The organism is Geobacillus sp. C56-T3, assembly GCF_000092445.1.
GTDB classification, from domain to species: domain Bacteria; phylum Bacillota; class Bacilli; order Bacillales; family Anoxybacillaceae; genus Geobacillus; species Geobacillus thermoleovorans.
Map to the genome: position 1 here is coordinate 1,094,701 of NC_014206.1, position 20,517 is coordinate 1,115,217.

At 55.0% G+C, this 20,517-nt stretch carries 25 protein-coding genes and 1 riboswitch; of the genes, 19 read left to right on the forward strand and 6 right to left on the reverse strand.

Going from position 1 to position 20,517, the window contains the following annotated elements; translation table 11 throughout:
- The first annotated feature begins 38 nt into the window (after window positions 1–38).
- The 4 genes from GC56T3_RS05575 (at window position 39) to GC56T3_RS05590 (ending at window position 2,966) form a co-directional block, all read left to right on the forward strand.
- Window positions 39–611, forward strand: coding sequence for a 5-formyltetrahydrofolate cyclo-ligase (locus GC56T3_RS05575; protein WP_013144733.1), 573 nt, complete (start codon window positions 39–41; stop codon window positions 609–611).
- Complete coding sequence (locus tag GC56T3_RS05580; RefSeq protein ID WP_013144734.1) at window positions 601–1,374, forward strand: DUF92 domain-containing protein; 774 nt, start codon at window positions 601–603, stop codon at window positions 1,372–1,374. Before GC56T3_RS05575 ends, GC56T3_RS05580 begins: the two co-directional genes overlap by 11 nt.
- A 77-nt stretch (window positions 1,375–1,451) precedes the next feature.
- Window positions 1,452–1,631, forward strand: a complete 180-nt coding sequence (locus GC56T3_RS05585) for a hypothetical protein (RefSeq protein WP_012820537.1) — start codon at window positions 1,452–1,454, stop codon at window positions 1,629–1,631.
- Window positions 1,632–1,805: 174 nt separating this feature from the next.
- A complete protein-coding gene (locus tag GC56T3_RS05590; protein ID WP_013144735.1) occupies window positions 1,806–2,966 on the forward strand; it encodes a rhomboid family intramembrane serine protease in 1,161 nt (386 codons plus the stop codon).
- Between the two features lie 50 nt (window positions 2,967–3,016).
- On the opposite strand, the gene GC56T3_RS05595 is transcribed toward GC56T3_RS05590, so the two are convergent.
- On the reverse strand, window positions 3,017–3,880 hold the full coding sequence (locus tag GC56T3_RS05595; protein ID WP_013144736.1) for a hypothetical protein: 864 nt from the start codon (window positions 3,878–3,880) through the stop codon (window positions 3,017–3,019).
- A 125-nt stretch (window positions 3,881–4,005) separates the two neighbouring features.
- Here GC56T3_RS05595 and GC56T3_RS05600 point away from each other — a divergent pair, with 125 nt between their 5' ends.
- The 4 genes from GC56T3_RS05600 (at window position 4,006) to GC56T3_RS05615 (ending at window position 8,084) form a co-directional block, all read left to right on the forward strand.
- Complete coding sequence (locus GC56T3_RS05600; RefSeq protein WP_013144737.1) at window positions 4,006–5,469, forward strand: spore germination protein; 1,464 nt, start codon at window positions 4,006–4,008, stop codon at window positions 5,467–5,469.
- A 94-nt stretch (window positions 5,470–5,563) separates the two neighbouring features.
- Window positions 5,564–5,776 carry a YqgQ family protein gene (locus GC56T3_RS05605; protein WP_011231924.1) on the forward strand — a complete coding sequence of 71 codons (213 nt, stop codon included), beginning with the start codon at window positions 5,564–5,566 and terminating at the stop codon, window positions 5,774–5,776.
- Between the two features lie 7 nt (window positions 5,777–5,783).
- Complete coding sequence (locus GC56T3_RS05610) at window positions 5,784–6,737, forward strand: ROK family glucokinase (protein ID WP_013144739.1); 954 nt, start codon at window positions 5,784–5,786, stop codon at window positions 6,735–6,737.
- A 186-nt stretch (window positions 6,738–6,923) separates the two neighbouring features.
- A complete protein-coding gene (locus tag GC56T3_RS05615; RefSeq protein WP_013144740.1) occupies window positions 6,924–8,084 on the forward strand; it encodes a M14 family metallocarboxypeptidase in 1,161 nt (386 codons plus the stop codon).
- A gap of 34 nt (window positions 8,085–8,118) precedes the next feature.
- Here the strand turns inward: GC56T3_RS05615 and GC56T3_RS18410 are convergent, their stop codons facing one another.
- Window positions 8,119–8,295 carry a DUF2759 domain-containing protein gene (locus tag GC56T3_RS18410; RefSeq protein WP_011231921.1) on the reverse strand — a complete coding sequence of 59 codons (177 nt, stop codon included), beginning with the start codon at window positions 8,293–8,295 and terminating at the stop codon, window positions 8,119–8,121.
- 168 nt (window positions 8,296–8,463) lie between these two features.
- Between GC56T3_RS18410 and GC56T3_RS05625 the strand changes: the two genes are divergently transcribed.
- Both GC56T3_RS05625 and GC56T3_RS05630 read left to right on the forward strand, forming a co-directional pair.
- Complete coding sequence (locus tag GC56T3_RS05625) at window positions 8,464–9,096, forward strand: MBL fold metallo-hydrolase (protein WP_012820544.1); 633 nt, start codon at window positions 8,464–8,466, stop codon at window positions 9,094–9,096.
- A gap of 320 nt (window positions 9,097–9,416) precedes the next feature.
- On the forward strand, window positions 9,417–10,550 hold the full coding sequence (locus GC56T3_RS05630) for a class I SAM-dependent methyltransferase (protein WP_012820545.1): 1,134 nt from the start codon (window positions 9,417–9,419) through the stop codon (window positions 10,548–10,550).
- Between the two features lie 83 nt (window positions 10,551–10,633).
- On the opposite strand, the gene GC56T3_RS05635 is transcribed toward GC56T3_RS05630, so the two are convergent.
- Both GC56T3_RS05635 and GC56T3_RS05640 read right to left on the reverse strand, forming a co-directional pair.
- Window positions 10,634–10,876: a DUF2626 family protein gene (locus tag GC56T3_RS05635; protein ID WP_008879854.1), complete on the reverse strand. Its 243-nt coding sequence runs from the start codon at window positions 10,874–10,876 to the stop codon at window positions 10,634–10,636.
- 157 nt (window positions 10,877–11,033) lie between these two features.
- Window positions 11,034–11,732: a metalloregulator ArsR/SmtB family transcription factor gene (locus tag GC56T3_RS05640; protein ID WP_013144741.1), complete on the reverse strand. Its 699-nt coding sequence runs from the start codon at window positions 11,730–11,732 to the stop codon at window positions 11,034–11,036.
- Between the two features lie 192 nt (window positions 11,733–11,924).
- On the opposite strand from GC56T3_RS05640, the gene comGA reads away from it, so the two are divergent.
- The 8 genes from comGA (at window position 11,925) to GC56T3_RS05680 (ending at window position 16,373) form a co-directional block, all read left to right on the forward strand.
- The gene (gene comGA, locus GC56T3_RS05645; protein WP_013144742.1) at window positions 11,925–12,998 is read left to right on the forward strand and encodes a competence type IV pilus ATPase ComGA; all 1,074 of its coding nucleotides are present in this window, start codon (window positions 11,925–11,927) and stop codon (window positions 12,996–12,998) included.
- Window positions 12,995–14,023: a competence type IV pilus assembly protein ComGB gene (comGB, locus tag GC56T3_RS05650; protein ID WP_013144743.1), complete on the forward strand. Its 1,029-nt coding sequence runs from the start codon at window positions 12,995–12,997 to the stop codon at window positions 14,021–14,023. The genes comGA and comGB overlap by 4 nt, the downstream gene beginning before the upstream one ends.
- A gap of 202 nt (window positions 14,024–14,225) precedes the next feature.
- A complete protein-coding gene (comGC, locus tag GC56T3_RS05655) occupies window positions 14,226–14,522 on the forward strand; it encodes a competence type IV pilus major pilin ComGC (protein WP_012820551.1) in 297 nt (98 codons plus the stop codon).
- Window positions 14,512–14,949, forward strand: coding sequence for a competence type IV pilus minor pilin ComGD (gene comGD / locus GC56T3_RS05660; RefSeq protein ID WP_013144744.1), 438 nt, complete (start codon window positions 14,512–14,514; stop codon window positions 14,947–14,949). The genes comGC and comGD overlap by 11 nt, the downstream gene beginning before the upstream one ends.
- On the forward strand, window positions 14,933–15,259 hold the full coding sequence (locus GC56T3_RS05665) for a competence protein ComG (RefSeq protein WP_013144745.1): 327 nt from the start codon (window positions 14,933–14,935) through the stop codon (window positions 15,257–15,259). Before comGD ends, GC56T3_RS05665 begins: the two co-directional genes overlap by 17 nt.
- Window positions 15,238–15,684 carry a competence type IV pilus minor pilin ComGF gene (comGF, locus tag GC56T3_RS05670; RefSeq protein ID WP_013144746.1) on the forward strand — a complete coding sequence of 149 codons (447 nt, stop codon included), beginning with the start codon at window positions 15,238–15,240 and terminating at the stop codon, window positions 15,682–15,684. The genes GC56T3_RS05665 and comGF overlap by 22 nt, the downstream gene beginning before the upstream one ends.
- A 74-nt stretch (window positions 15,685–15,758) precedes the next feature.
- Window positions 15,759–16,148, forward strand: coding sequence for a competence type IV pilus minor pilin ComGG (comGG, locus tag GC56T3_RS05675; RefSeq protein WP_013144747.1), 390 nt, complete (start codon window positions 15,759–15,761; stop codon window positions 16,146–16,148).
- 45 nt (window positions 16,149–16,193) lie between these two features.
- Window positions 16,194–16,373: a YqzE family protein gene (locus tag GC56T3_RS05680; RefSeq protein WP_011231910.1), complete on the forward strand. Its 180-nt coding sequence runs from the start codon at window positions 16,194–16,196 to the stop codon at window positions 16,371–16,373.
- 102 nt (window positions 16,374–16,475) lie between these two features.
- On the opposite strand, the gene GC56T3_RS05685 is transcribed toward GC56T3_RS05680, so the two are convergent.
- Window positions 16,476–17,270 carry a YqhG family protein gene (locus GC56T3_RS05685; RefSeq protein WP_013144748.1) on the reverse strand — a complete coding sequence of 265 codons (795 nt, stop codon included), beginning with the start codon at window positions 17,268–17,270 and terminating at the stop codon, window positions 16,476–16,478.
- Window positions 17,257–18,921: a DEAD/DEAH box helicase gene (locus GC56T3_RS05690; RefSeq protein WP_013144749.1), complete on the reverse strand. Its 1,665-nt coding sequence runs from the start codon at window positions 18,919–18,921 to the stop codon at window positions 17,257–17,259. The genes GC56T3_RS05685 and GC56T3_RS05690 overlap by 14 nt, the downstream gene beginning before the upstream one ends.
- A 219-nt stretch (window positions 18,922–19,140) precedes the next feature.
- Window positions 19,141–19,229, forward strand: a riboswitch (glycine riboswitch).
- Between the two features lie 187 nt (window positions 19,230–19,416).
- Here GC56T3_RS05690 and gcvT point away from each other — a divergent pair.
- On the forward strand, window positions 19,417–20,511 hold the full coding sequence (gene gcvT / locus GC56T3_RS05695; protein ID WP_013144750.1) for a glycine cleavage system aminomethyltransferase GcvT: 1,095 nt from the start codon (window positions 19,417–19,419) through the stop codon (window positions 20,509–20,511).
- The last annotated feature ends 6 nt before the right edge of the window (window positions 20,512–20,517 follow it).

Below are 20,517 nucleotides of genomic sequence, written 5' to 3' on the forward strand. Positions count from 1 at the left end.
TTCCTGCTGCTTTTTATCTTTATGGGAGGAAGGGGAAGATGATGGACGGCAAACAGGAATGGCGCCAGCGCATGTTGAATCAGCTTCGGCAGCTTAAAGCGGCAGAAAAAGAGATGTACGATCGGCAAATCGCCGCTCATTTATATCGGTGGCCATTATGGCAAACGGCGCGGACGATCGCCATGACGGTGTCGAGAGAGACGGAAGTCAACACCTTGCCGATCATGGAACAGGCGTGGCGGGAAGGAAAAACGATCGGCGTCCCGAAATGCGATCCAAGGGCAAAAACGATGTCCTTTCGGCGGCTTGAGTCGTTTTCCCAGCTCGAAAAAGCGTACGCCGGATTGTTTGAGCCGATTGAAAAACAAACAACGCCGATCGACCGCGATGAGTTTGATCTCATCATGGTCCCGGGGGTCTGTTTTGCCAAAACCGGCTACCGGATCGGCTATGGCGGCGGGTATTACGACCGATATTTGCGGGGAGCTTCGGCGGTGACGGCAGCGCTGGCTTACTCCTTTCAAGTGATGGACGACATTCCGGCCGAGGAGCATGATGTGCCGGTGAAATTCATTATTACGGATCAAGGAGTTCTTCACTGTGAGCGATGAATGGTGGTATATCGCGGTCTCTGCCCTCGCCGCCGGCGGAGGATGGCTGTTGCGCTCGTTGTCCATATCAGGAGCGGCGGCAGCCGTTGTCATCGGCGCAGCGGTTGGATGCGGCTTTTCATGGGGCGGAATATGGGTGTTAGGCTGCTTTTTTGTCAGCTCCAGCTTCTTTAGCCACATCGGAAAGCAACGCAAGGAAAAACTGTCTGAAAAATTGGCGAAAGGCGGGCGGCGCGATGCCATCCAAGTGCTGGCCAATGGCGGGGTGCCGGCCGTGTTGGCGCTATTGGCCGCTGTCCGTCCCGACCCGATTTGGGATGATCTGTTTGTTGTCGCCGTCGCTGCAGCGAACGCCGATACGTGGGCGTCTGAAATCGGTTCTTTAAGCCCGTGGCCGCCTCGGGTTTGGCCGAGCCTTCGGCCGGTGGAAGCCGGCACCTCAGGGGCTGTGACGCTCCTTGGCACGGCTGCTTCGTTTGCCGGCGCACTGTTTATTGCGGCTGTTGGCGTGTTTTTTCTCGACGTCCGACCCGTTTTTACTCTTGCCTTTTTTGGTTGGCTCGGCAGCTGGTTCGATACGTGGCTTGGCGCGGCTTGGCAAGCGGCTTACCGCTGTCCGGCATGCGGGGCGACGACTGAGCGGAAACGGCATTGCGGGCAGGCGACCATTCATATGAAAGGCTGGCGGTGGCTTGACAATGATGCGGTGAACGTTCTTTCGGTCATCTTTGCGGTGCTGGCCGCCTTCGTGCTGGCGCGTTAGACGCGCCCCGCTTCATATTTGGAGAGAAAAAGGGAAAAAGAATAACGAGCATGTCATATGATGAAGGAGGAACAACGATGAATAAATGGTCGTACTCGCTGCTTGTCGTTGCCGCTGGATGTCTTGCTTACCGCTATCGCTACCGAATGGCCGCCTTCGCATTGCGCGTTCCGCCGTTGCGAAAGCAACTTGTCCGATTTGCGCTCCACATTCCTCCTGTGCGCAACGCCCTTGTTTCGCAAATGTTGCGTCCATGATGCAATAGCGGTGAATCATTTTTGAAGAAGTCGGTTATGAAAAAACCGGCCGCGGCGACCGGCGCCCGCCGGCCCATTCGCTCCGGTTTGCCGGACGGTCGATGAGTTGGCTTTGTTGCTGTTTGTCGGACTTGGCCTCGCCAGGGAAAGGGAGAGGAGAACGTGATTGGAACGATGGATGTACTGTTTTGGCAGCTTGTTCAGCGTTTGTCTCGCGGCGGCTACCGCATCGTACGGATGTCTGAGCAGGCCGATGAAGTATGGCTGGAATCAAACCATTGGCGTCGCCCAACACTCATCCGCCTCGTGCGCGCTGATTTTGATTGGAGCCGATCGTTGCGCCTTGATATGGAATATACATGGCAATTCGTTCAGCAAATGAGGGGATGGAATTTCAGCAAAGCGGGCCGGGTCATCAATGTTTATGTGATGGCGTATCCGCCGGTTGACGATTGGGAATTTCTTGTCGCCGAGCCGTTGCCGCTCTCTGGAGCGTCCGATGGCGTGCTTCATACGCTCCTCCTTCACAGCGGCAATATGGGGGACGTGCTGCCGCGGCTTGCGGAGATGACGGGTGTTGCGCTCCGTTTTGAGCCGCCTGTGGAAACGTCCGATCCGTTTGCTGCCGCCGAGCGCTTAAAGCGCGAGGTGGTCCGCGAATGGCGGCGCCGCCGTGAGGAGGAACGGCGCATTTTTGAGTATGGCAAGCCGATGTTCACCCGGCTGTTCATCGTCGTACAGGTTGCGATGTTTTTGGTTCTCGAATGGAGCGGCGGGAGCACGAATCCGGATGTGTTGATCCACTACGGCGCCAAATTCAATCCGCTCATTGAGGCGGGAGAATGGTGGCGGCTGTTGACGCCGATGTTTTTGCATATTGGTTTTTTGCATCTGCTGACCAACACGCTCGCCTTGTATTATTTAGGGATCACGGTTGAGCGGCTGTACGGCTCGCTTCGCTTTTTGTTCATTTACGTAACGGCTGGATTTTTCGGAGCGCTGGCGAGTTTTTTGTTTACACCATCATTATCGGCCGGGGCGTCGGGAGCCATTTTCGGGCTGTTCGGGGCTCTTCTTTACTTCGGCACTGTCTACCGGCATTTATTTTTTCGAACGATGGGAATGAACGTCATCAGTTTAATCATCGTCAACCTGTTGTTTGGCCTGCTTGTTCCCGGCATCGACAACGCCGGCCATATCGGCGGACTGGTTGGCGGTTTTTTGGCGGCTGGCGTCGTTCATTTGCCAAAACACACCGCTTTAGGGCGGCAGGCGGGAGCGTTGGCGGTGTCGGCGCTGCTTGTCGCCGCTGGCTTATGGATCGGATTTCGGTAAACGCCCCCACTTCGCTTTGTTTGAAGTGGGAGGCCTCTTTTCGAAATGTGTTAAAGAAGTTGCACGAGCATCACTTTTTCCCCGTTTTTCGCTTCAATGAGAACGAAGAGCCTGCTGTAATCTTTGCGAATGAGAATGAGCGGCATCGTGCTGCCGATTGGCGAGAGGATGGATCCATCCTCTTTTTTTATGCCAAGGATGTACGACTTGTACAATCCTTCCCAAAGACGGCCGATGACGGTTTGCGTTTTTGCCGTTGACAACCCCGGCAACGGTTGTTCCGTGTAGGCGACGAGCTCCGGCAAATAAAGGGCGTAATAATCTTTCTTTGACAAAGAAAAGTGGGTGATCAGCTCGTCCGCTTTATGACGAAGAAATTCATTCGTGGCTTTGTTCAAGACGCGCTGCCATTCGCGCTCGTCATCTGTTCTTGGCCGCCGGAACGATGCGCGCGGATGGTACGGTGAGTCAATGACGTACAAATAGCTGCTTGACATCGTTTGGCTGCTTGTGATGTTCTCTCTTGTATGCAGCTCGCCGTGATGGAACGAGACAGCTTGAAAAAAGCGGCTGTCCCGCATCCGGACCGTCTTTTCCATGTCGATCGCGTCCGTGTTCGTTTTCCATTTCGACAGCACATCGGCCAAGCGGCCATCGGCAAACAACAGCGAGATGTCCTGACGCAAATAGGCGCGGCGGTTTAAAATGGAAGCGGCTGACCAGCGGAGCGCGTAGCGTCCGGGTTCATTGTCGCCCTCAAGCGCAAGCGATGTTTTCGCTTCGATGAACGCCGCTTCGCGATCAAGCGGGAAAAACTTGATCGTTTCAGCGGTCTGATCGTGCTCCCACAGCGAGGCGAGCGCGGCGGCAAGGAAAAAAGCAAGCGCCATGAAGGGGATCATCCATCGTTTCATGACATCCTCCCGGATTGGACAAGGTTTTCACCAATATATGCATTGCAAGGAACATTTATGTATGAATTTCCTCATGCTTGTCTATGATGAGAAGTATACAGTGCAAACGATGCAGGGGGATGACGATGGAGAAACAGATGCCCAAACGCCCGGCGTCCCGTCGCCTTCATGACAATGCATCCTATTTAGCCGAACGGCTTGGAGTCGGCAAGAGCTTCGATGTCATTCGCCTTGACGTCGAATATGGCGGCCGGGCAATGGCGTTGTTTATGATTGACGGATTTGTCAAAGACGATATTTTGCATTATTTGATGAGATATTTGTCCCGGCTTGAGGAACACGAACTGGACGTTCACCCGCTTGAGAAGCTCCTGAAAAAATATCTTCCGTACGTCGAGATCGGACAGACAGACGACTTGGAAGAAGCGGTCGCGATGGTGCTTGCTGGGCCGACGGCATTAGTCGTTGACGGCGTTAGGCGGATCATTTTGATTGACGCTCGCACGTATCCGGTGCGCGGGCCGCAAGAGCCGGATACGGAACGGGTCGTACGCGGGGCGCGCGACGGTTTTGTCGAGACGATCGTCTTTAACACCGCGCTCATCCGCCGCCGCGTCCGCGACCCTTCCTTGCGCATGGAGTACGTGCAGGTGGCGCGGCGCTCGAAGACCGATATTTGCATTTGCTATATCGAGGAAATAGCCGACCCAGAACTCGTTCGCCGCGTTCGGGAATCGATTACCGCTATTGACACAGACGGGCTGGTTATGGCTGAGAAAACGGTGGAAGAGTTTATTTCCGGCCGGCATTGGAATCCGTACCCGGTTGTCCGCTATACGGAACGCCCCGATACGGCAGCGGCCCATTTGTATGAAGGCCATGTGCTTGTGATCGTCGATGGATCGCCAAGTGTCATTATTACCCCGGCAACGTTTTGGCATCATTTGCAGCACGCTGAAGAGTACCGGAATAAGCCGATCGTCGGGGCGTATTTGCGGCTCGTCCGCTTTCTGGCCGTTTGGGCGTCGGTGTTTTTGCTGCCGCTTTGGTATTTGCTCATGATCGAGCCGGAACTGCTGCCGGATCCGCTCCAGTTTTTGGGAAAGGCCAAATTGGGAGACATTCCGCTGTTTGCACAAATTTTGATGATTGAAATCGGGATGGATATGCTGCGAATGGCCGCCATTCATACACCGTCTTCGCTGGCGACCGCGCTCGGCCTCGTCGCTGCGCTTATGATCGGCGGCATCGCGGTGGAAGTTGGACTCTTTTCCAATGAAGTGATTTTGTATTTTTCTGTTACGGCCATCGGTACGTTTGCGACGCCCAGCTATGAAATGAGCTTGGCGAACCGGCTCGTCCGCATTGCCTTGCTCATTTTGTCGGGCCTGTTCGGCCTGTACGGTTATGTCATCGGCATCACCGTTTGGATTCTTGCCTTGGCGCGGATGACGTCATTTGGCGTTCCGTACTTATGGCCGTTCATCCCGTTCTCCTACCGAGCGATGCGCGACGTGCTCATCCGGTCGCCGATGCCGCTCAAAAACCGGCGGCCGGCGATTCTTCACCCGCGCGACCCTGACCGCTGACGCAGGTGCTGATTTTAGCGCCTGCGTTTTTTGTCTTGACGGCCGCGGCCGTTTGCCGCTACATTAAAAGAGGAAAAAAGGAGCATGAATGATGATGAAGACGGTATACGATGTTCAGCAGCTGTTGAAACGGTTTGGCACGATCATTTACGTGGGCGACCGGCTTGCTGATTTGGAGCTGATGGAAGAGGAAGTGAAAGAGCTGTACCAGTCCCAGCTGATCGATGCGAAACAGCTGCAAGCCGCTTTGTTTATTTTGCGGCAGGAAGCGCAAATGGAGCGGGAAAAACGGATGAAAAAAGGATGAGGATGCAATGGAACCATGGTTGGTAGGCATTGACCTCGGGGGCACGACAATCAAAATGGCGTTTGTCACCACCGAGGGTGACATCGTGCACAAATGGGAAATTCCGACGAACACCGCCAATCGCGGTGAGCATATCGTCGCTGACATTGCCCGATCGCTTGAAAAGACGCTCGCCCAGCTCGGCGGAGCGAAAGAGAGGCTGCTTGCCGCCGGCATCGGCGCCCCCGGACCGGTCGAAGAGGAAACCGGCATGTTGTATGAGACGGTCAATATAGGGTGGACGAATTATCCATTGAAGCAACGGCTGGAAGAGGCGACGGGGCTGCCCGTTTCGGTCGATAATGACGCCAATCTCGCCGCGCTTGGCGAAATGTGGAAAGGAGCAGGGGGAGGAGCGCGCCATTTGTTGTTTGTGACGCTTGGCACCGGCGTTGGCGGCGGTGTGATTGCCAACGGAGCCATTGTGCGCGGCATAAACGGCGCCGGCGGAGAGATCGGACATATGACGATGATCCCTGATGGCGGCTCCCGTTGCAACTGCGGCAAAACCGGATGTTTGGAAACGATTGCGTCCGCCACCGGCATCGTGCGGATCGCCAAGGAGAAATTGACCGCAGATGAGCGTCCGAGTGAGCTTCGCAACGGGGATGTGACGGCCAAAGCGGTGTTTGACGCCGCCAAAGCGGGCGATGCGCTGGCATTGGAAGTGGTCGATGAAGCAACGTACTATCTTGGTTGGGCGTTGGCGAATGCCGCCAATGTGACGAACCCGGAGAAAATCGTGATCGGCGGCGGCGTGTCCAAGGCGGGTGACATGCTTGTCGAGCGCGTGGCCGCCCATTTCCGCCGCTTCGCGTTCCCGCGCGTCGCCGCTGGGGCGAAGCTTGTTTTAGCGACGCTTGGCAACGATGCCGGCGTCATCGGCGCCGCCTGGCTGGCGAAAGAGCTTGTCGGCGCGTAAACATACGGAAGGTGTCCCAAAAAGGTTGGGGCGCCTTTTCTTATTGTTGGATGATATATGAGATGGGAACGAACTTTGAAGAAGGAGATGTTTGCGAACATTCGTGCACTGCCGCCTGCCAGGCGCTCATTTTTTGCCGTCTGCCGACATATGTTAAGGTAAAGAAATGGGAAGGGGAGACGGCGCATGCATCTTCAAGCATGGCCCGGCGATACGTTTGAAACATATGGACGATGGTTTTCGGTGCCGACTGAACTGATCATCGATTCGAATCCGCATGTCAAAGAGGGATTGCGCCCTGGGCAGACCGTTGCCATCCCGGGATACGCGCCGATCGATACGTGGGAAGCGCTCGCTGACCGCCTATCGCTGCCGACGGAGGTGCTGCGGCGGCTGCCGGGGGCGATGGCGGTCATCAACGGAACAGCGCCGCTGCCGAAGCGGATTTCGTCCCCGGTCGTCCGCAGCGTCCGTCCGTACGATTTTGCCGCTTTGATGGAGGATATCACCGCCCTCGTCTGCCGCTATCCGTTTGTGCGCCAGCGGACGATCGGCCATAGCGTTCTCGGCTTGCCGCTCGTTGAACTGCAAATCGGCCGCGGGCCGGTGCGCGTGCATATGAACGGATCATTCCACGCGAATGAGTGGATCACGACGGCCGTGATCATGGCGCTCATCGACGAGTACGCGAGGGCGTTGGTTAACGATGACGAGCTTGCCGGCCATCGGGTGCTTGATTATTACCGTAAAGTGACTCTTTCCGTTGTGCCGATGGTCAATCCCGACGGCGTCAATCTTGTGCTGAACGGCCCGCCGGAAGAAGAGCCGCATCGGAGCGAAGTCGTCTGCATCAACGGTGGATCGCTCGACTTTTCGCAATGGAAAGCGAACATCCGCGGCGTTGATTTAAACAATCAATTCCCAGCTAACTGGGAAATAGAACAGGCCCGCAAACCGCCGAAAGCGCCGGCACCGCGTGATTTTCCAGGATTCGCCCCGCTTACGGAGCCGGAGGCGAAAGCGATGGCGGCGCTCGCCGAGTCGGGCGATTTTGCGATGGTCGTCGCGTTTCATACACAAGGCAAGGAAATTTATTGGGGATATGAAGGGTTCGAGCCGCCGGAGGCGAAGGCAACGGTTCAGGCGATGGCTGAAGCAAGCGGCTACCAGGCTGTTCGCTACATTGACAGCCATGCCGGCTACCGCGATTGGTTCATTCAAACGTGGAGACGGCGCGGTTACACGGTGGAGCTTGGTGAAGGCGTCAATCCGCTGCCACTTTCGCAGTTTGCTCAAATCTATCGCGACAGCCTCGGCCTGTTTTTAGCAGCGCTCAAAATGGCATAAAAAACGCAAGAGGCATGATTGGCCTCTTGCGTTTTCAGTGCGTGCCGGTTGGAATGCCATGATGTAAAATGGTCATAATGGTAAACCAGCCGAATACGGCGGTAGTGGCAAGTCCAAACAAAAATCCGAGCACGTTTTTCTCGCGCAATGTACGGAGCATTCCATAAAGGGCAAGCAGCGTTACAAGTGCAAAAATAATGACCGTACCCATCGTTTTACCCCCTCATGAAACAGTATGTACAAACGTGTCCATTCTTTTTCATTGTAATCTTTTTTCCCCCATTTGTCGAGGTCCCTTTCTCTTTTCTCTTCCATCGCTTGAAAAAAAACAGTAAAATAAAGTTAAATATTGGACATGCCAAGAAAAGGAGGAGATCGTATGGAATGGACGCGCATCCCTGTCGGTCCGATTCAGGCCAACGCTTACTTGTTGTCGTCTGCAGACCGACAATGCCTGATCGTTGACCCCGGCGCGGAAGGCGCGGCGCTTGTCCGACGGATCGAGGAAAAAGGGCTGACCCCGTTGGCGATTTTGCTGACGCATGCGCATTTTGACCATATTGGCGGCATCCCGGACGTGCTTGCCCGCTGGGACATTCCAGTGTATGTGCACGAAAAGGAAAAACAATGGCTGCAAGATCCGGCATTGAATGGCTCGCTTTATTTCGGCGGTCCGGTCGCTGTCCGCTGCGAACCGACATGCCTGAAAGGACCGACGGCGCTGAACATTGGTCCGTTTGCGTTGGATGTCCGCGAAACGCCGGGTCATTCCCCGGGCAGCGTCTCGTATTATTGCAAACAAGCCAATATTGTGTTTTCCGGCGATGCGCTGTTTGCCGGCAGCATCGGACGCACGGATTTGCCAGGCGGCAACCATCAGCAGCTGTTGAAAAGCATTCATGACGAACTGCTTACGCTGCCGGAGGAAACGATCGTTCTTTCAGGCCATGGGCCAGAGACGACGATCGCCGCAGAGATGGATGCAAATCCGTTTTTGCATGGGTTTTCGTAAGAAAAAAAGCCGTCTACGTCGGCTTCACACAAGCAATCCCCTCGGACAAACGCAGGCGGCTCCTTTGGGCAAGGAAAAGCGCAACGGAAGGCCTCCTGGCGCCGGAACACACAAAAAACCCTTCTTAGCCGCGCCAAGAAGGGTTTTTGGGGGATGTTCTATCCACAATAATGGGAGGGGATATAGTTAAGTTGCTACTATAACAATATATGATTATTTTCACTATGTCAACAGTAAAAAAGTGAACGACTCCCACTTCGCTTTGCTTGAGGCGGGAGCTTCTTTCGGAATGATGATGAAGACGGGGTAGAGAAATGGTGATGGGTCGATTGTATGAACAGATTGCCGCAGCGCCGGGCGGGCGGGTGTCATACGCCGATTACATGCAGATGGCTCTTTACGACGAACGATTCGGCTACTATATGCGAGAGCGGGCGAAAATCGGCAAGGAAGGCGATTTTTTTACGAACAGCTCATTCGCGCCGGTGTTTGGCAAAGCGCTTGCTTCGCTTTGGGTTCGGATGGTGGAACAGAGCGGCCTGCCGCCCGCTGTTTGCGAGTGGGGGGGCGGAGACGGAAGATTGGCGCTTTCGGTATTGGAAGAATGGAAGAAAAAAAGTCCACATACATACGACCGCTTGTCGTATACGATCATCGACCAAAGCCCGTTCCACCGCCGGCGCCAGCGCGAAACGCTTCAACCCGCAGCCGAGAAGGTGGAGCAATATGACGATGTCTCTCGCTGGCTGGCCGAGCGTGGGCCGTTTTCCGGCATTGTGTTTAGCAACGAATTTTTTGATGCGTTTCCCGTTCACGTCATTGTAAAGGAAGGCGGCGTTTTGCACGAATGTTTTGTCGCCGCCCGCGATGGCCGGCTCGTTGAAGAAAAGGCGCCGCTTTGCCGTCCCGCTATTGTCCGCTATTTACATGAGCGCGGATTGGATCTTGCTGAAGGGCAAAGGCTTGAGGTGCCTCTCGCGATGAAGGCGTTTTGGCTCGAGGTTGGGACGCTGTTTCATCAGGCGGTGATGGTGACGATCGACTATGGCTATACGGACGAACAGCTGCGCGCCCCGGCGCGGCGGCATGGAAGCTTGCGCGGATATTTCCGTCATCAGCTTGTTGCCGACCCGCTTCGCCATCCGGGGGAGATGGACTTGACGAGCCATGTACAATGGGATGCGTTTCGCTTGTACGCCCGCCAGGCTGGGTGGGAGGAAGTGGCGTTCGTTCGCCAAGATCGGTTTTTGCTCGCGGCCGGCCTTTTGCATGAATGGAACGTTTCAGAAGCCGGCGATTTCTTTTCGCCGGCAAGCCGCCAAAATCGAATGATCCGCGCGCTGATCGCCGACGATGGCGTCAGCCGCTTTTTTGACGTGCTGATCTTGCAGAAAGGGATGAGTCTTGCCGCGCGCGACTTTTGGCCAGCGCCCGAGTTTTTGCCGGCCGATTAACGGCTTCCTTCGCCTATCTGCAATGGAGAAAAGAGGTTCCGGTCAAAGCGGCAAAAAAACAGGCAGGAGGTTCTGCCTGTTTTTTATTCGCCCATGCCGGGCACCATCATAAACGTCGTCCAATACGTAAACGCCGCGAAGAAGATCGTCAAATATGCCCCGAAAATGTAAATGTACATTCTTTCGGTCAGCTTTAAAAAGCCGAGGAACAGGAAAAACACCGTTTGCCCAAAGAAGATGAGCGACGTCGTATGCATGTGGCCGAGGTAAAACATGACAGCAAAAATGCCGGTCCAAAAGGCGAGCACGCGGAACATGCGATCCATTCTATATCCCTCCTTTGTTTGTGCAAACCATGGTCCTTACTTATTATAATGTACAATGATTGGGAATGTAAATAACGCTTTCGGACAAGTGGTAAGAAATGATGCCAATGCCGGCCGTTGCTTGCTCCAGACAAAAAAGAAGGAAGGAGGGACGCTGTCACGAACGGATGACGATGCGGTAGGCGCAGCGGTGGCTGCCTTCCATCATATTTTCCGTTTCCGTTACTTTAGCACCGGCAAACAGCGTCTCGACGATTCCTTCCAAAAAGGAGTGATGCATACCGCAAACCGTATCAGGTGCTTGCGCGGCGATTTCTTTGAATGGGCAGTTAAAAATATCGAGGTATAGCACTCCTTTTTCTTCATCATAGTGCAATTGCGGCAAAAATCCAGCCGCTTCGGCCGCCTCTTCCATTATGGCGATTTTGTCCGCCATGGTGAGCGCGCTCGCTGCGCCGTTATGCGGCAAACGACTGGCGATGAGCTCACGGCCGAACCGCTTTCCTGTTTCACGCAACGCCTCGCTTCCAATGGGACCGAGTTTGGCCATCGTTTGAATGGCAATGCGGGCAAGGAGTTGATAATCGCGGAACGGAAAATACAGCCCGATCACTTCGTCGGATAGGCGGTACAGCCGGCTCGGCCGTCCGCCTTTTCCCGTTTTTTGCGTATCCGATACGACCATGCGAACGTCTTCAAGCTTCGTTAAGTGCAAGCGGGCAACGTTTGGATGGATATGGAATTTTTCTGCGATTTCTTGAACAGAAACTTCGCGATGCACTTTTGCTATATATTCATAAATATGAAATCTTGTCGGGTCAGACAATACGCTTGTGATTTTCAGCGTTTGTTCCATCGGTTTCCCTCCCAAATGAATCATTGATATGGTTATTATAATGAAATCGTCCAAAACGAGGAATGATTTTTGTCACTATTGGCAGTGAGTGGACTGACATTCAAAAAAATTTCACAAAAAAGCTGCGCCAAAAGCAGGATAACGACTCATGCTCGTCGAAATAAAAAATAGTATGTCGAAAGGAGGGAATATGTGCTGAACGAGATCGAACAAACGGCAAACCGCCTTCTCGCCGAAGCGGTGCAGCGCCGCGCCTCGGATCTCCACCTCGTTCCGCGCCGCCGTGATGCCGCCGTTCGTCTTCGGCTCGATGGCATGCTTGTCGACGTTGGCGCTCTTCCGAAAGAAACGGCGGAACGTCTCATCGCCCACTTTAAATTTTTAGCCGGCATGGACATCGGGGAACGACGCCGTCCGCAAAGCGGCGCCATGGAAGTGGCGGAGTTTGGGGAAACGGTGTATTTGCGTTTATCGACATTGCCAACGCTCTACGACGAAAGTCTTGTCATTCGACTTCTGCCGCAGCGCCTCCCGTTGCCGCTTCGCGAACTATCCTTATTCTTCCACTCCACCGCACGATTATTTTCCTTCATGCAGCATCCGCAAGGACTCGTGCTGTTGACCGGTCCGACGGGGTCGGGAAAAACGACGACCCTGTACACCCTTCTTGATCTTTGCCAAGCGGAAAGGCAACGCAACATCATCACGCTTGAAGATCCAATCGAAAAACAGAACGAACGACTGTTGCAAGTGCAAATCAATGAAAAAGCAGGCATCACATACGCCGCTGGGTTAAAAGCGGCGCTGCGCCATGACCCGGATGTGTTGATGGTCGGCGAGATCCGCGATCATGACACGGCGGCCATTGCCATCCGTTCAGCGTTGAGCGGCCATTTGGTCGTCTCGACGATGCACGCCGCCGATGCAGTCGGCGCCGTCTACCGGCTGCATGAATTCGGCATTCCGCTCGGCGATTTGGCTGAGACGCTGCTTGCCGTCTCTGCCCAGCGGCTTGTCGAGCTTTGCTGCCCGTTGTGCGGCGACGATTGCCATCCATCGTGCGGCCGTCTTGGGCGCCGCCGGCGCACGGCTGTTTATGAGTTGCTTTGCGGTTCAGCCCTGGAGGACGTGATTCATTTTCTCTCCAATGGGAGAGGGAAGCCCAAGCGCTCTTATATGACGCTCGCTCGCTTGATCCGCAAGGGGATTGTGCTTGGCTACCTGCCCGTCCGCATGCTTGAGCTCGTCGGAGGGGAAGAAAGATGAAACGCAAAATGTGGCCGCTTGTTGAACAGGCGTTGTTTTTCACCCGGCTCGGCCGGCTGCTCGAACGCGGTTACCCCCTTGGGCAAGCGCTTGAGTTTTTGGCCATCCAAGCTCCAACACACCGGCGGCTGGAAATAGAGCGCTGCCTGCAGCAGCTGCGCGCCGGGTTGCCGCTGTTTGCGGCTGTCGAAGCGCTGTCGGTCGACCGCATGGCGGTTAACCTTCTCTTTTTTGCCGAACGGCATGGCGACTTGCCGCGCGGCATGGCAGAGACAGGGGAAACGCTGGCGCAAAAAGCGCGCTTCCACGAGCAGCTTCGCCGCTTCAGCCGCTATCCGATGTTCCTTCTTTCTTTGCTCATCATCATGCTCGTCTTGATGGAATGGTGGCTGTTGCCGCAGTTTGAACGGGCGGCGGCGGCGTTTTCTCCACAACGCGGGCACACCGCTTGGCTGCTTGCGGTGATCGCCCATGCCCCTATGGCGATGGCGGCCATCGCCGTCTTGGCGGTGTTCTCCGGGCTGTTTTACACCGCTTGTTTCCGCCGCTGGCCGGTCTCCCGAAAACTTCAATTCGCTTTGCGAATTCCAGGGCTTGCTTCGTTTCTGAGACTGTTTGTCACCTGCCTGACCGCCCGCCAGCTCGGGCGCCTGCTGCAGGCCGGATTGTCGGTTTATGATGCGCTCGGCGTGTTCAGCGAGCCGTCGTCCTGGCCGTTTTTGCAAATGGAAGGCTGGCGCCTTCGCGACGGGTTGATGAAAGGGATGACGCTTGACGGATTAATCGGCGCCGCCCGCTATTACGAACAAGAGCTGGCGCTTGTCATCCGCCACGGCCAGTCGAACGGCGAACTTGGCAAAGAACTTGAACATTACAGCGAGTTTTTGCTGCAGGTGATGGAACAACGAATCGAGTCGGTCTTAAAATGCATGCAACCGCTTTTGTTGGCGGTCGTTGGCTCGTTTGTCGTCGGCATGTATTTGGCGATTTTGTTGCCGATGTTTTCTATGTTGAATGAACTGTAAATCACTTCCATCTAACAAGGATGGGGCGGCTCTGTAGGAACAAGATGCTCAATCTTGATGTGTTGGCTCCTTGGGAGAGGGGCGCGCCCCTCCTCCCAAGGCCCAATCAATGAACAGATTCGATGGTCAAGGAACGGATCGAACTGAACCGGTCATTCGCTAAGCGCTCTTTCTGAAATTTCGTATGCGAGGAGGAGTGACAATGAATCAAAAGGGATTCACATTGATCGAAATGTTGATCGTTATGATGGTGATTTCTGTCCTGTTGCTGATTGCCATTCCGAATATGACAAAGCACAACAGCATGATCAATTCGAAAGGATGCGAGGCGTTTTTGAACACCGTGCAAGCGCAGGTGAAAGCGTATGAGATGGAGCATAACAAAATTCCAACGGTGGAGGAATTGCTCGCTGGCCGCTATATCAAGTCGGACAAATGTCCGAACGGTCGTGCGATCCAAATCAGCGCGAACGGCGATGTGAGTGAAAGTGGCTCGTAACGGCGGGTTTACGCTGCTTGAGATGCTGATCGTTTTCTCGGTGGTGCTGGTGCTTGCCGCGCTGGCTGTTCCGACGCTTGGCGGCGCTGTGCGCCATCAAGAGGAGATGTATATGCTGGCTGTGCTGCGCGCGGATTTGTATGGCGCGCAGCAGCATGCCATCGCCCGGCGGGTGAATGTAGCGGTTTTTTTTACCGACGGTGGCGCTGGGTACAAGGTGATTGATGCAGCGAGCGGCCGGCAGGTTGTCGCTCGTTCGCTCCCTTCTCCGTGGCGGTTTCGGCTCGGCACGCTGCGCAATCCGCTCATCTTTACCGACAACGGCAACATTGAACGGGCTGGAACCATTTGGATAGGGGGTGGCCAAATGACTTATAAAGTCACCTTTTTGCTGGGGAAAGGGCGATTTTATGTGCAAAAAATGTAGCGGCGGATTTTTGCTTGTTGAAGCGTTGTTCGCTTTGGCGCTGCTATGGACGACAGCGGCCGTTCTTCTTCCGCTGTTGACGCAAATGGCGCATGAGCGCAACAGCCTCATTCTCGAGGAGAAAGCGCGCCGGCTGTTGGTCATCGCGTTGTATGAGGAGCCGCTTGCTGGAGAAACCATGATCGCCGACGGGCGTACGGTATTTCGGCTGCAAGCGAGCGATGAAGGGGGAGGAATGTGGAAAGTATGCGTGCGTTGGAACGATTACGCCGGCCGCGAGATGGAGCGGTGCGGGTATGGCAAGCGGTAGCGGCAAAAGAAAACGGGTTTACGATGATCGAAGCACTGTTGGCGCTGGCGGCTGCGATGGCGGTGGCGGCGGCCGTTCCGGCGCTGTTGTCTGTCCGCTTGCTGGCTCCGGAGCCGACGGACGCGTTTTCCCGATTGGAATGGCGGCTGTTTGTGCAACAGCTGCAAATCGAGCTGAATGAAACGAAGCAATGGTCGACTGGCGGCCGTGTCCTCTATTTGCAAAAATGGAGCGGTGAGACGGTCAGTTTTTCTGTTGTTGCGTCAAGAGCCGAACTGATCCGCCGGGTGGACGGCGCTGGCAATGAAACGGCGCTCCGTCATGTGCGCACTGTTTCGTACCGCGCCGGCGCACGCGGGATATTTTTGCAAGTGACGGCTGATGACGGCACCGTTTGCGAGGCGTTTGTGGCGCGGGCGTTTTAGCGGGCGACTTGTACGGTGAGACCCCCTTGACCGCCGCTTCCCCCTTTTAGACTAGAAAAACGAGGGAAGGGGAAATGGGTCGACAAGATGGCGTCATGTTTCCAATTGTGGCTGTTGTTTCTTTGTTGCTAGTCTTTTCTGTCACGCATGTCTTGCTCCTCTATGAAGCGGAACGACAGGCGGCTTATGCGGCCCGGCAGGCAGCCGAGGCGGACGAGCTTGTGCAGATGGCCGTGTTTGACGTAAAAGAACGCATCGCATCAGCAGATCCGTCGACCGCGGGAGAGGCTGGGGAATGGACCTATCCGCGCGGAATGGCCGCCTACCGATGGGTGCGGGAAGATGCAGCGCACGTTCGGGTTTCTTTGTCCATCCGTTCGGCCTCTGGGCTGAGGCGCGCTGTCATGTTTACTGTCACGCTTCCGGCGCTTCATATTGTCGAATGGAGCGAGCAAAACGGTTAAAAGAGGAAAGAAGCGGAAAAACTAAAAGAAAAAAGGGGGGATTTGATGGCGGTCAACGATTATGTCAAGTTTGTCACCCAACAGTTTGTCGCCTACATGGACTTGCCGAAAGAGGAGCGGAGGCAGCGGCGTCAGGTGCGGAAACAAGAGCAGCTTCCGCTTTCATACCGCTTGTTTGGCATGGTGCCGCTTTCGCTTCGCTTGCTGTTTCGGCGCCGCCCGTAGCAGCCGCCCGCTGGCCTAGGCCGGCGGGCGGTTTTCGTGCCGACGGAAGGGGGTTCGTCGGTTTGAGCGCTGCGAGCCGGATGGACACATCCCGGGGTTGATTCACGATGAGCGGGGCAGCAAATAAAACAGTCCGCCGTTGATGACGGAAACGGTGATGCGCGGCTTGTACTGCTTTTCCAACGCTTCCTTCTCAATATAATAGCACTCCGGCTTTTCTTCGCAGTCTTTGTAAAATTCATCAAGCAACGCCAAATCGTCGGCCCAGCGTCGGCGCGCCTCATCCGCCCACTCATGGTTGTCGGCAGCGATGCGGCTGCGTATGTATTGCTCGAGACGGCCGATGCCGCTTCTCGGCTTAATGAGCGGGGAGATGGTGAAACAGTAATCAGGGATTTTCGGCGTCAGCCGTCGCTCGCGCATCCGCTCATGAAACGACTCGACGATCGTTCCGCTAATGAGGTGAAGGCCAAGGGAGACGATTTCATCTTTTTTTCGGTCGCATTCGTACGAAATCGTGACGTTCATGCCGAGCCATGGGTGGAGGGCGGCGTTGCCGTCCAAAGGCGCGTTTGGCTCCTCATACAGGCGGATGAAGCTGCCGCGTTTTTGCGCTGAGCGGAACAGCTGGTGCAGCCGGGGAGCGCCGAAATGGAGGCGCTCGCCTTTGAGTTTGTCCGTCCGCTCGCTCGCGCGGGTGATGAGCGTCAGTCGCATCGGCTGCGGGACGCCGCCCGTCCGTTCGATATAATGCCAGTAAAACGGCCGATTCATCAGCTCTTTGTCCATTTCTGCCGTCAGCTGCACGGTGAGGTAATCGTCGCTTGCTTCCACAAACGTGCAGCCGTTGGCGGCAAAATAGCGTTCGACAAAGCGGCGGATTTCATGTTGCTGCATGCCGCTCTCCTCCTTCCTTTCCGAGCTGCTCCGCCAGCTCGATCATCGCGACGATGTTTTCCATTTTGATTTTCATCTCCCCTTCGCTCCGTGAATGAACGAAGGCGTCTTCGAAGTAGCGCTCCAGGTTGGCGAGGTTCATTTTCGCCAAAATGTCGTCCAGCTCGCCGACGACTCGTTCGAACAGGCGGATTTTTTCGTACAGAAGCGTTAAAATATGTTCTTCGACCGTCTGTTTGACAGCGAAGTTATAAATGTAGACGTCATCCGTCTGCCCGAGCCGGTGGACGCGGCCGATTCGCTGCTCAAGGCGCATCGGGTTCCACGGCAAGTCGTAGTTGATGACATAGCGGCAAAACTGCAAGTTGATGCCCTCGCCGCCCGCCTCGGTGGCGATGAACACTTGGGCGTGGTGTTTAAACAGTTCCTGCATCCAGTCTTTTTTGCCGCGCCGGAAGCCGCCGCGAAACGGAACGGACGAGATGCCGTGCTGCTTTAAAAACCATTGCAAGTAAAGCTGCGTCGCCCGGTATTCCGTGAAAATAATGACTTTGTCATGAATGGAACGGATGAGCTCGAGCGCTTTTTCAGCCTTTGAATTCGTCGTGACGGCGTTGATTTTTTCCAATACGCGTTCAAGCGGCTCTGGAACCGCTCCGCTGCATTTATCGATCATGTTTTTGATCGTGAGAAGCAGCGCCTCGCGGCTGCTGCACGCCTCGCGAAGAAGCGTGATGAGCGAAAACGAGCCGGCGAACGATTCGCGGCGGAGCGCCTTGACCGCTTCATACAGTTCCCGTTCCTCATTCGTAAACTCGATCAGCACCGGTTCAACGTGGCGCTTCGCCCATTCGATCGGCGTATCGGCGCGGCGGTTGCGGATCATCACTTTGTTGACGAGCGCTTTTAAATGGTCGTTCGTCTGTACGGCCCGCGTTTTTCCGTACGTTTTGGCAAACTGTTCCGAGCTGCCTAAATGGCCGGGTTTCAACAGCGAGACGAGGTTGAAAATTTCTTCGATCCGGTTTTGGATCGGCGTCGCTGTCAGGAGCAAACAAAACTTCTTTTTTAAATTTTGCACAAACTCGTAGTTTTTCGTTTTGTTATTTTTCAGTTTGTGCGCCTCGTCGATGATGATCATGTCGTACGACTGCCCGTAGATGATGTCACGGTGCGGCGGTTTTTTCGCCGTGTCGATCGAGGAAACGACGATATCGCACTGCTCCCAGACGTAGCTCTTTTTCTGCTGGACGGCCGGGATGAAAAATTTTTCGTTCAACTCTCTCACCCATTGCGAAACAAGGGAGGCGGGAACGAGAATCAGCGCTTTTTTCACAAGGCCGCGAATCATATATTCTTTTAAGACGAGCCCGGCCTCGATCGTTTTTCCAAGCCCGACTTCATCCGCCAAAATGGCTTTGCCGTTCATTTCCTCGACGACGCGGCGCGCCACTTCAAGCTGGTGCGGAAGGATCGTCAAGTGGGGCAGGTGTTTGGGCGCCTGCAAGCCATGAAATTCTGGGACGCTTAAATGATGGGCGGCCTCAAGCGCCAGTTCGTACATTTCCCAGCTCGCCCACGGACCGTCTTTTTCGACGCGTGCCAAAAATTCCTCCTTCCATGTTTCATCCATTTCAAGGTCAATGTTCATGGCGATCCCCTTCCCTTGTTGCGAATGTTTATATAGATTGCATGTGGTATGTTGGGTAAAACAAGAACATTATTATGACTAATTGCCATGAAAGTTCGATTATTTCCTATTGCCCTTTGACTGTGATTGATGGTAGTATAAATTTAGAACATTCTCATGACTCGTTGATCAGGGTGTTTGTTAGTATACCCGATATGGAAACAATTTATTGATGGGCGGATGACGGCAAGGGGAGAGACTACGGAATGTAGCGCCGAAGGAGCAAGCGGAAACGCGAATCTCTCAGGCAAAAAGACTCTTGCTTGACGCAGCTCTGGAGAGCGCCTGCGTTCACGCAGGCCACCCAAGAGGAAACCGATCGGCCCCATGGACCGCGAACGGACGCGCCAAACGGGCCGGCGGGAAACTTTCAGGTGCCAGGACAGAGCCCCCTTACTTGTTGATAGGGGGAAGTCTGTCCTTTTTTGTGTGACGTGGATCAAAGGAGGGAATCAGATGCTAAAGCGCACGCCCCTATTCTCGGTGTACGCCCGTTACGGCGCCAAAACGATTGAATTTGGCGGCTGGGAAATGCCGGTGCAGTTTTCCAGCATAAAGGAAGAACATGAGGCTGTAAGAACGCGCGCCGGGCTGTTTGACGTCTCCCATATGGGGGAAATTGTCGTCCGCGGCCGTGGGAGCCTCGCGTTTTTGCAAAAGCTCATGACCAATGACGTCGCCAAACTGCGGCCCGGCCGGGCGCAATATACGCTCATGTGCTATGAGGACGGCGGCACAGTCGATGATTTGCTCATCTATCAAAAAGGAGAGAATGACTACTTGCTGGTCGTCAACGCGGCGAATACGGAAAAAGACTTCGCTTGGCTAAGCGGGCATGTTGAGGGCGACGTCGAGCTTCAAGATGTATCGTCCGAAACGGCTCAGCTTGCCTTGCAAGGGCCGGCAGCGGAGCGCGTCTTGCAGCGATTGACGGATTTTGATTTGGCGGCGCTGCGCCCGTTTTCATTCGCTGACGGCGTCGAAGTCTCGGGCGTGAAGGCGCTCGTTTCGCGCACCGGCTATACGGGGGAAGACGGGTTTGAGCTATATTGTAAAGCGGAAGACGCCGCCGCGCTATGGGAGGCGATCCTAGCGGCCGGAGCTCGTGACGGCGTTCTCCCATGCGGACTGGGGGCGCGCGATACGCTCCGCTTTGAAGCATGCCTGCCGCTTTACGGTCAAGAGCTGTCCGACTCGATTTCACCAGTTGAAGCCGGGCTTGGTTTTGCCGTTAAAACGGAAAAAGAGCCGCCGTTTATCGGCCAAGCTGTATTGAAACGGCAAAAAGAGGAAGGGCCGCCGCGCCGGCTCGTCGGCATTGAAATGATCGACAGAGGCATTCCGCGCCACGGATACCTTGTATTTGCCGACGGCGAAGAGGTCGGGTTCGTCACGACCGGCACGCAGTCGCCGACGCTGAAGAAAAACATCGGCTTGGCCTTGGTGAAAGCGGATGTGGCTGCCATCGGCCGGGAGGTGGAGGTAGACATCCGCGGCAAGCGGCTGAAAGCGAACATCGTGCCGATTCCGTTTTACAGGCGGGCCAAGTGACGATTC

Coding starts and splice junctions, on each gene's coding strand:
- gcvT (WP_013144750.1), top strand. CDS start 19,417: ATGCTAAAGCGCACGCCCCTATTCTCGGTGTACGCCCGTTACGGCGCC.
- GC56T3_RS05585 (WP_012820537.1), top strand. CDS start 1,452: ATGAATAAATGGTCGTACTCGCTGCTTGTCGTTGCCGCTGGATGTCTT.
- GC56T3_RS05590 (WP_013144735.1), top strand. CDS start 1,806: ATGGATGTACTGTTTTGGCAGCTTGTTCAGCGTTTGTCTCGCGGCGGC.
- GC56T3_RS05625 (WP_012820544.1), top strand. CDS start 8,464: ATGGAATGGACGCGCATCCCTGTCGGTCCGATTCAGGCCAACGCTTAC.
- GC56T3_RS05685 (WP_013144748.1), bottom strand. CDS start 17,270: ATGCAGCAACATGAAATCCGCCGCTTTGTCGAACGCTATTTTGCCGCC.
- GC56T3_RS05610 (WP_013144739.1), top strand. CDS start 5,784: ATGGAACCATGGTTGGTAGGCATTGACCTCGGGGGCACGACAATCAAA.
- GC56T3_RS05595 (WP_013144736.1), bottom strand. CDS start 3,880: ATGAAACGATGGATGATCCCCTTCATGGCGCTTGCTTTTTTCCTTGCC.
- comGG (WP_013144747.1), top strand. CDS start 15,759: ATGGGTCGACAAGATGGCGTCATGTTTCCAATTGTGGCTGTTGTTTCT.
- GC56T3_RS05575 (WP_013144733.1), top strand. CDS start 39: ATGATGGACGGCAAACAGGAATGGCGCCAGCGCATGTTGAATCAGCTT.
- comGB (WP_013144743.1), top strand. CDS start 12,995: ATGAAACGCAAAATGTGGCCGCTTGTTGAACAGGCGTTGTTTTTCACC.
- GC56T3_RS05615 (WP_013144740.1), top strand. CDS start 6,924: ATGCATCTTCAAGCATGGCCCGGCGATACGTTTGAAACATATGGACGA.
- GC56T3_RS05640 (WP_013144741.1), bottom strand. CDS start 11,732: ATGGAACAAACGCTGAAAATCACAAGCGTATTGTCTGACCCGACAAGA.
- GC56T3_RS05600 (WP_013144737.1), top strand. CDS start 4,006: ATGGAGAAACAGATGCCCAAACGCCCGGCGTCCCGTCGCCTTCATGAC.
- GC56T3_RS05680 (WP_011231910.1), top strand. CDS start 16,194: ATGGCGGTCAACGATTATGTCAAGTTTGTCACCCAACAGTTTGTCGCC.
- GC56T3_RS05605 (WP_011231924.1), top strand. CDS start 5,564: ATGAAGACGGTATACGATGTTCAGCAGCTGTTGAAACGGTTTGGCACG.
- GC56T3_RS05690 (WP_013144749.1), bottom strand. CDS start 18,921: ATGAACATTGACCTTGAAATGGATGAAACATGGAAGGAGGAATTTTTG.
- GC56T3_RS05635 (WP_008879854.1), bottom strand. CDS start 10,876: ATGGATCGCATGTTCCGCGTGCTCGCCTTTTGGACCGGCATTTTTGCT.
- comGC (WP_012820551.1), top strand. CDS start 14,226: ATGAATCAAAAGGGATTCACATTGATCGAAATGTTGATCGTTATGATG.
- GC56T3_RS18410 (WP_011231921.1), bottom strand. CDS start 8,295: ATGGGTACGGTCATTATTTTTGCACTTGTAACGCTGCTTGCCCTTTAT.
- GC56T3_RS05665 (WP_013144745.1), top strand. CDS start 14,933: ATGTGCAAAAAATGTAGCGGCGGATTTTTGCTTGTTGAAGCGTTGTTC.
- GC56T3_RS05630 (WP_012820545.1), top strand. CDS start 9,417: ATGGGTCGATTGTATGAACAGATTGCCGCAGCGCCGGGCGGGCGGGTG.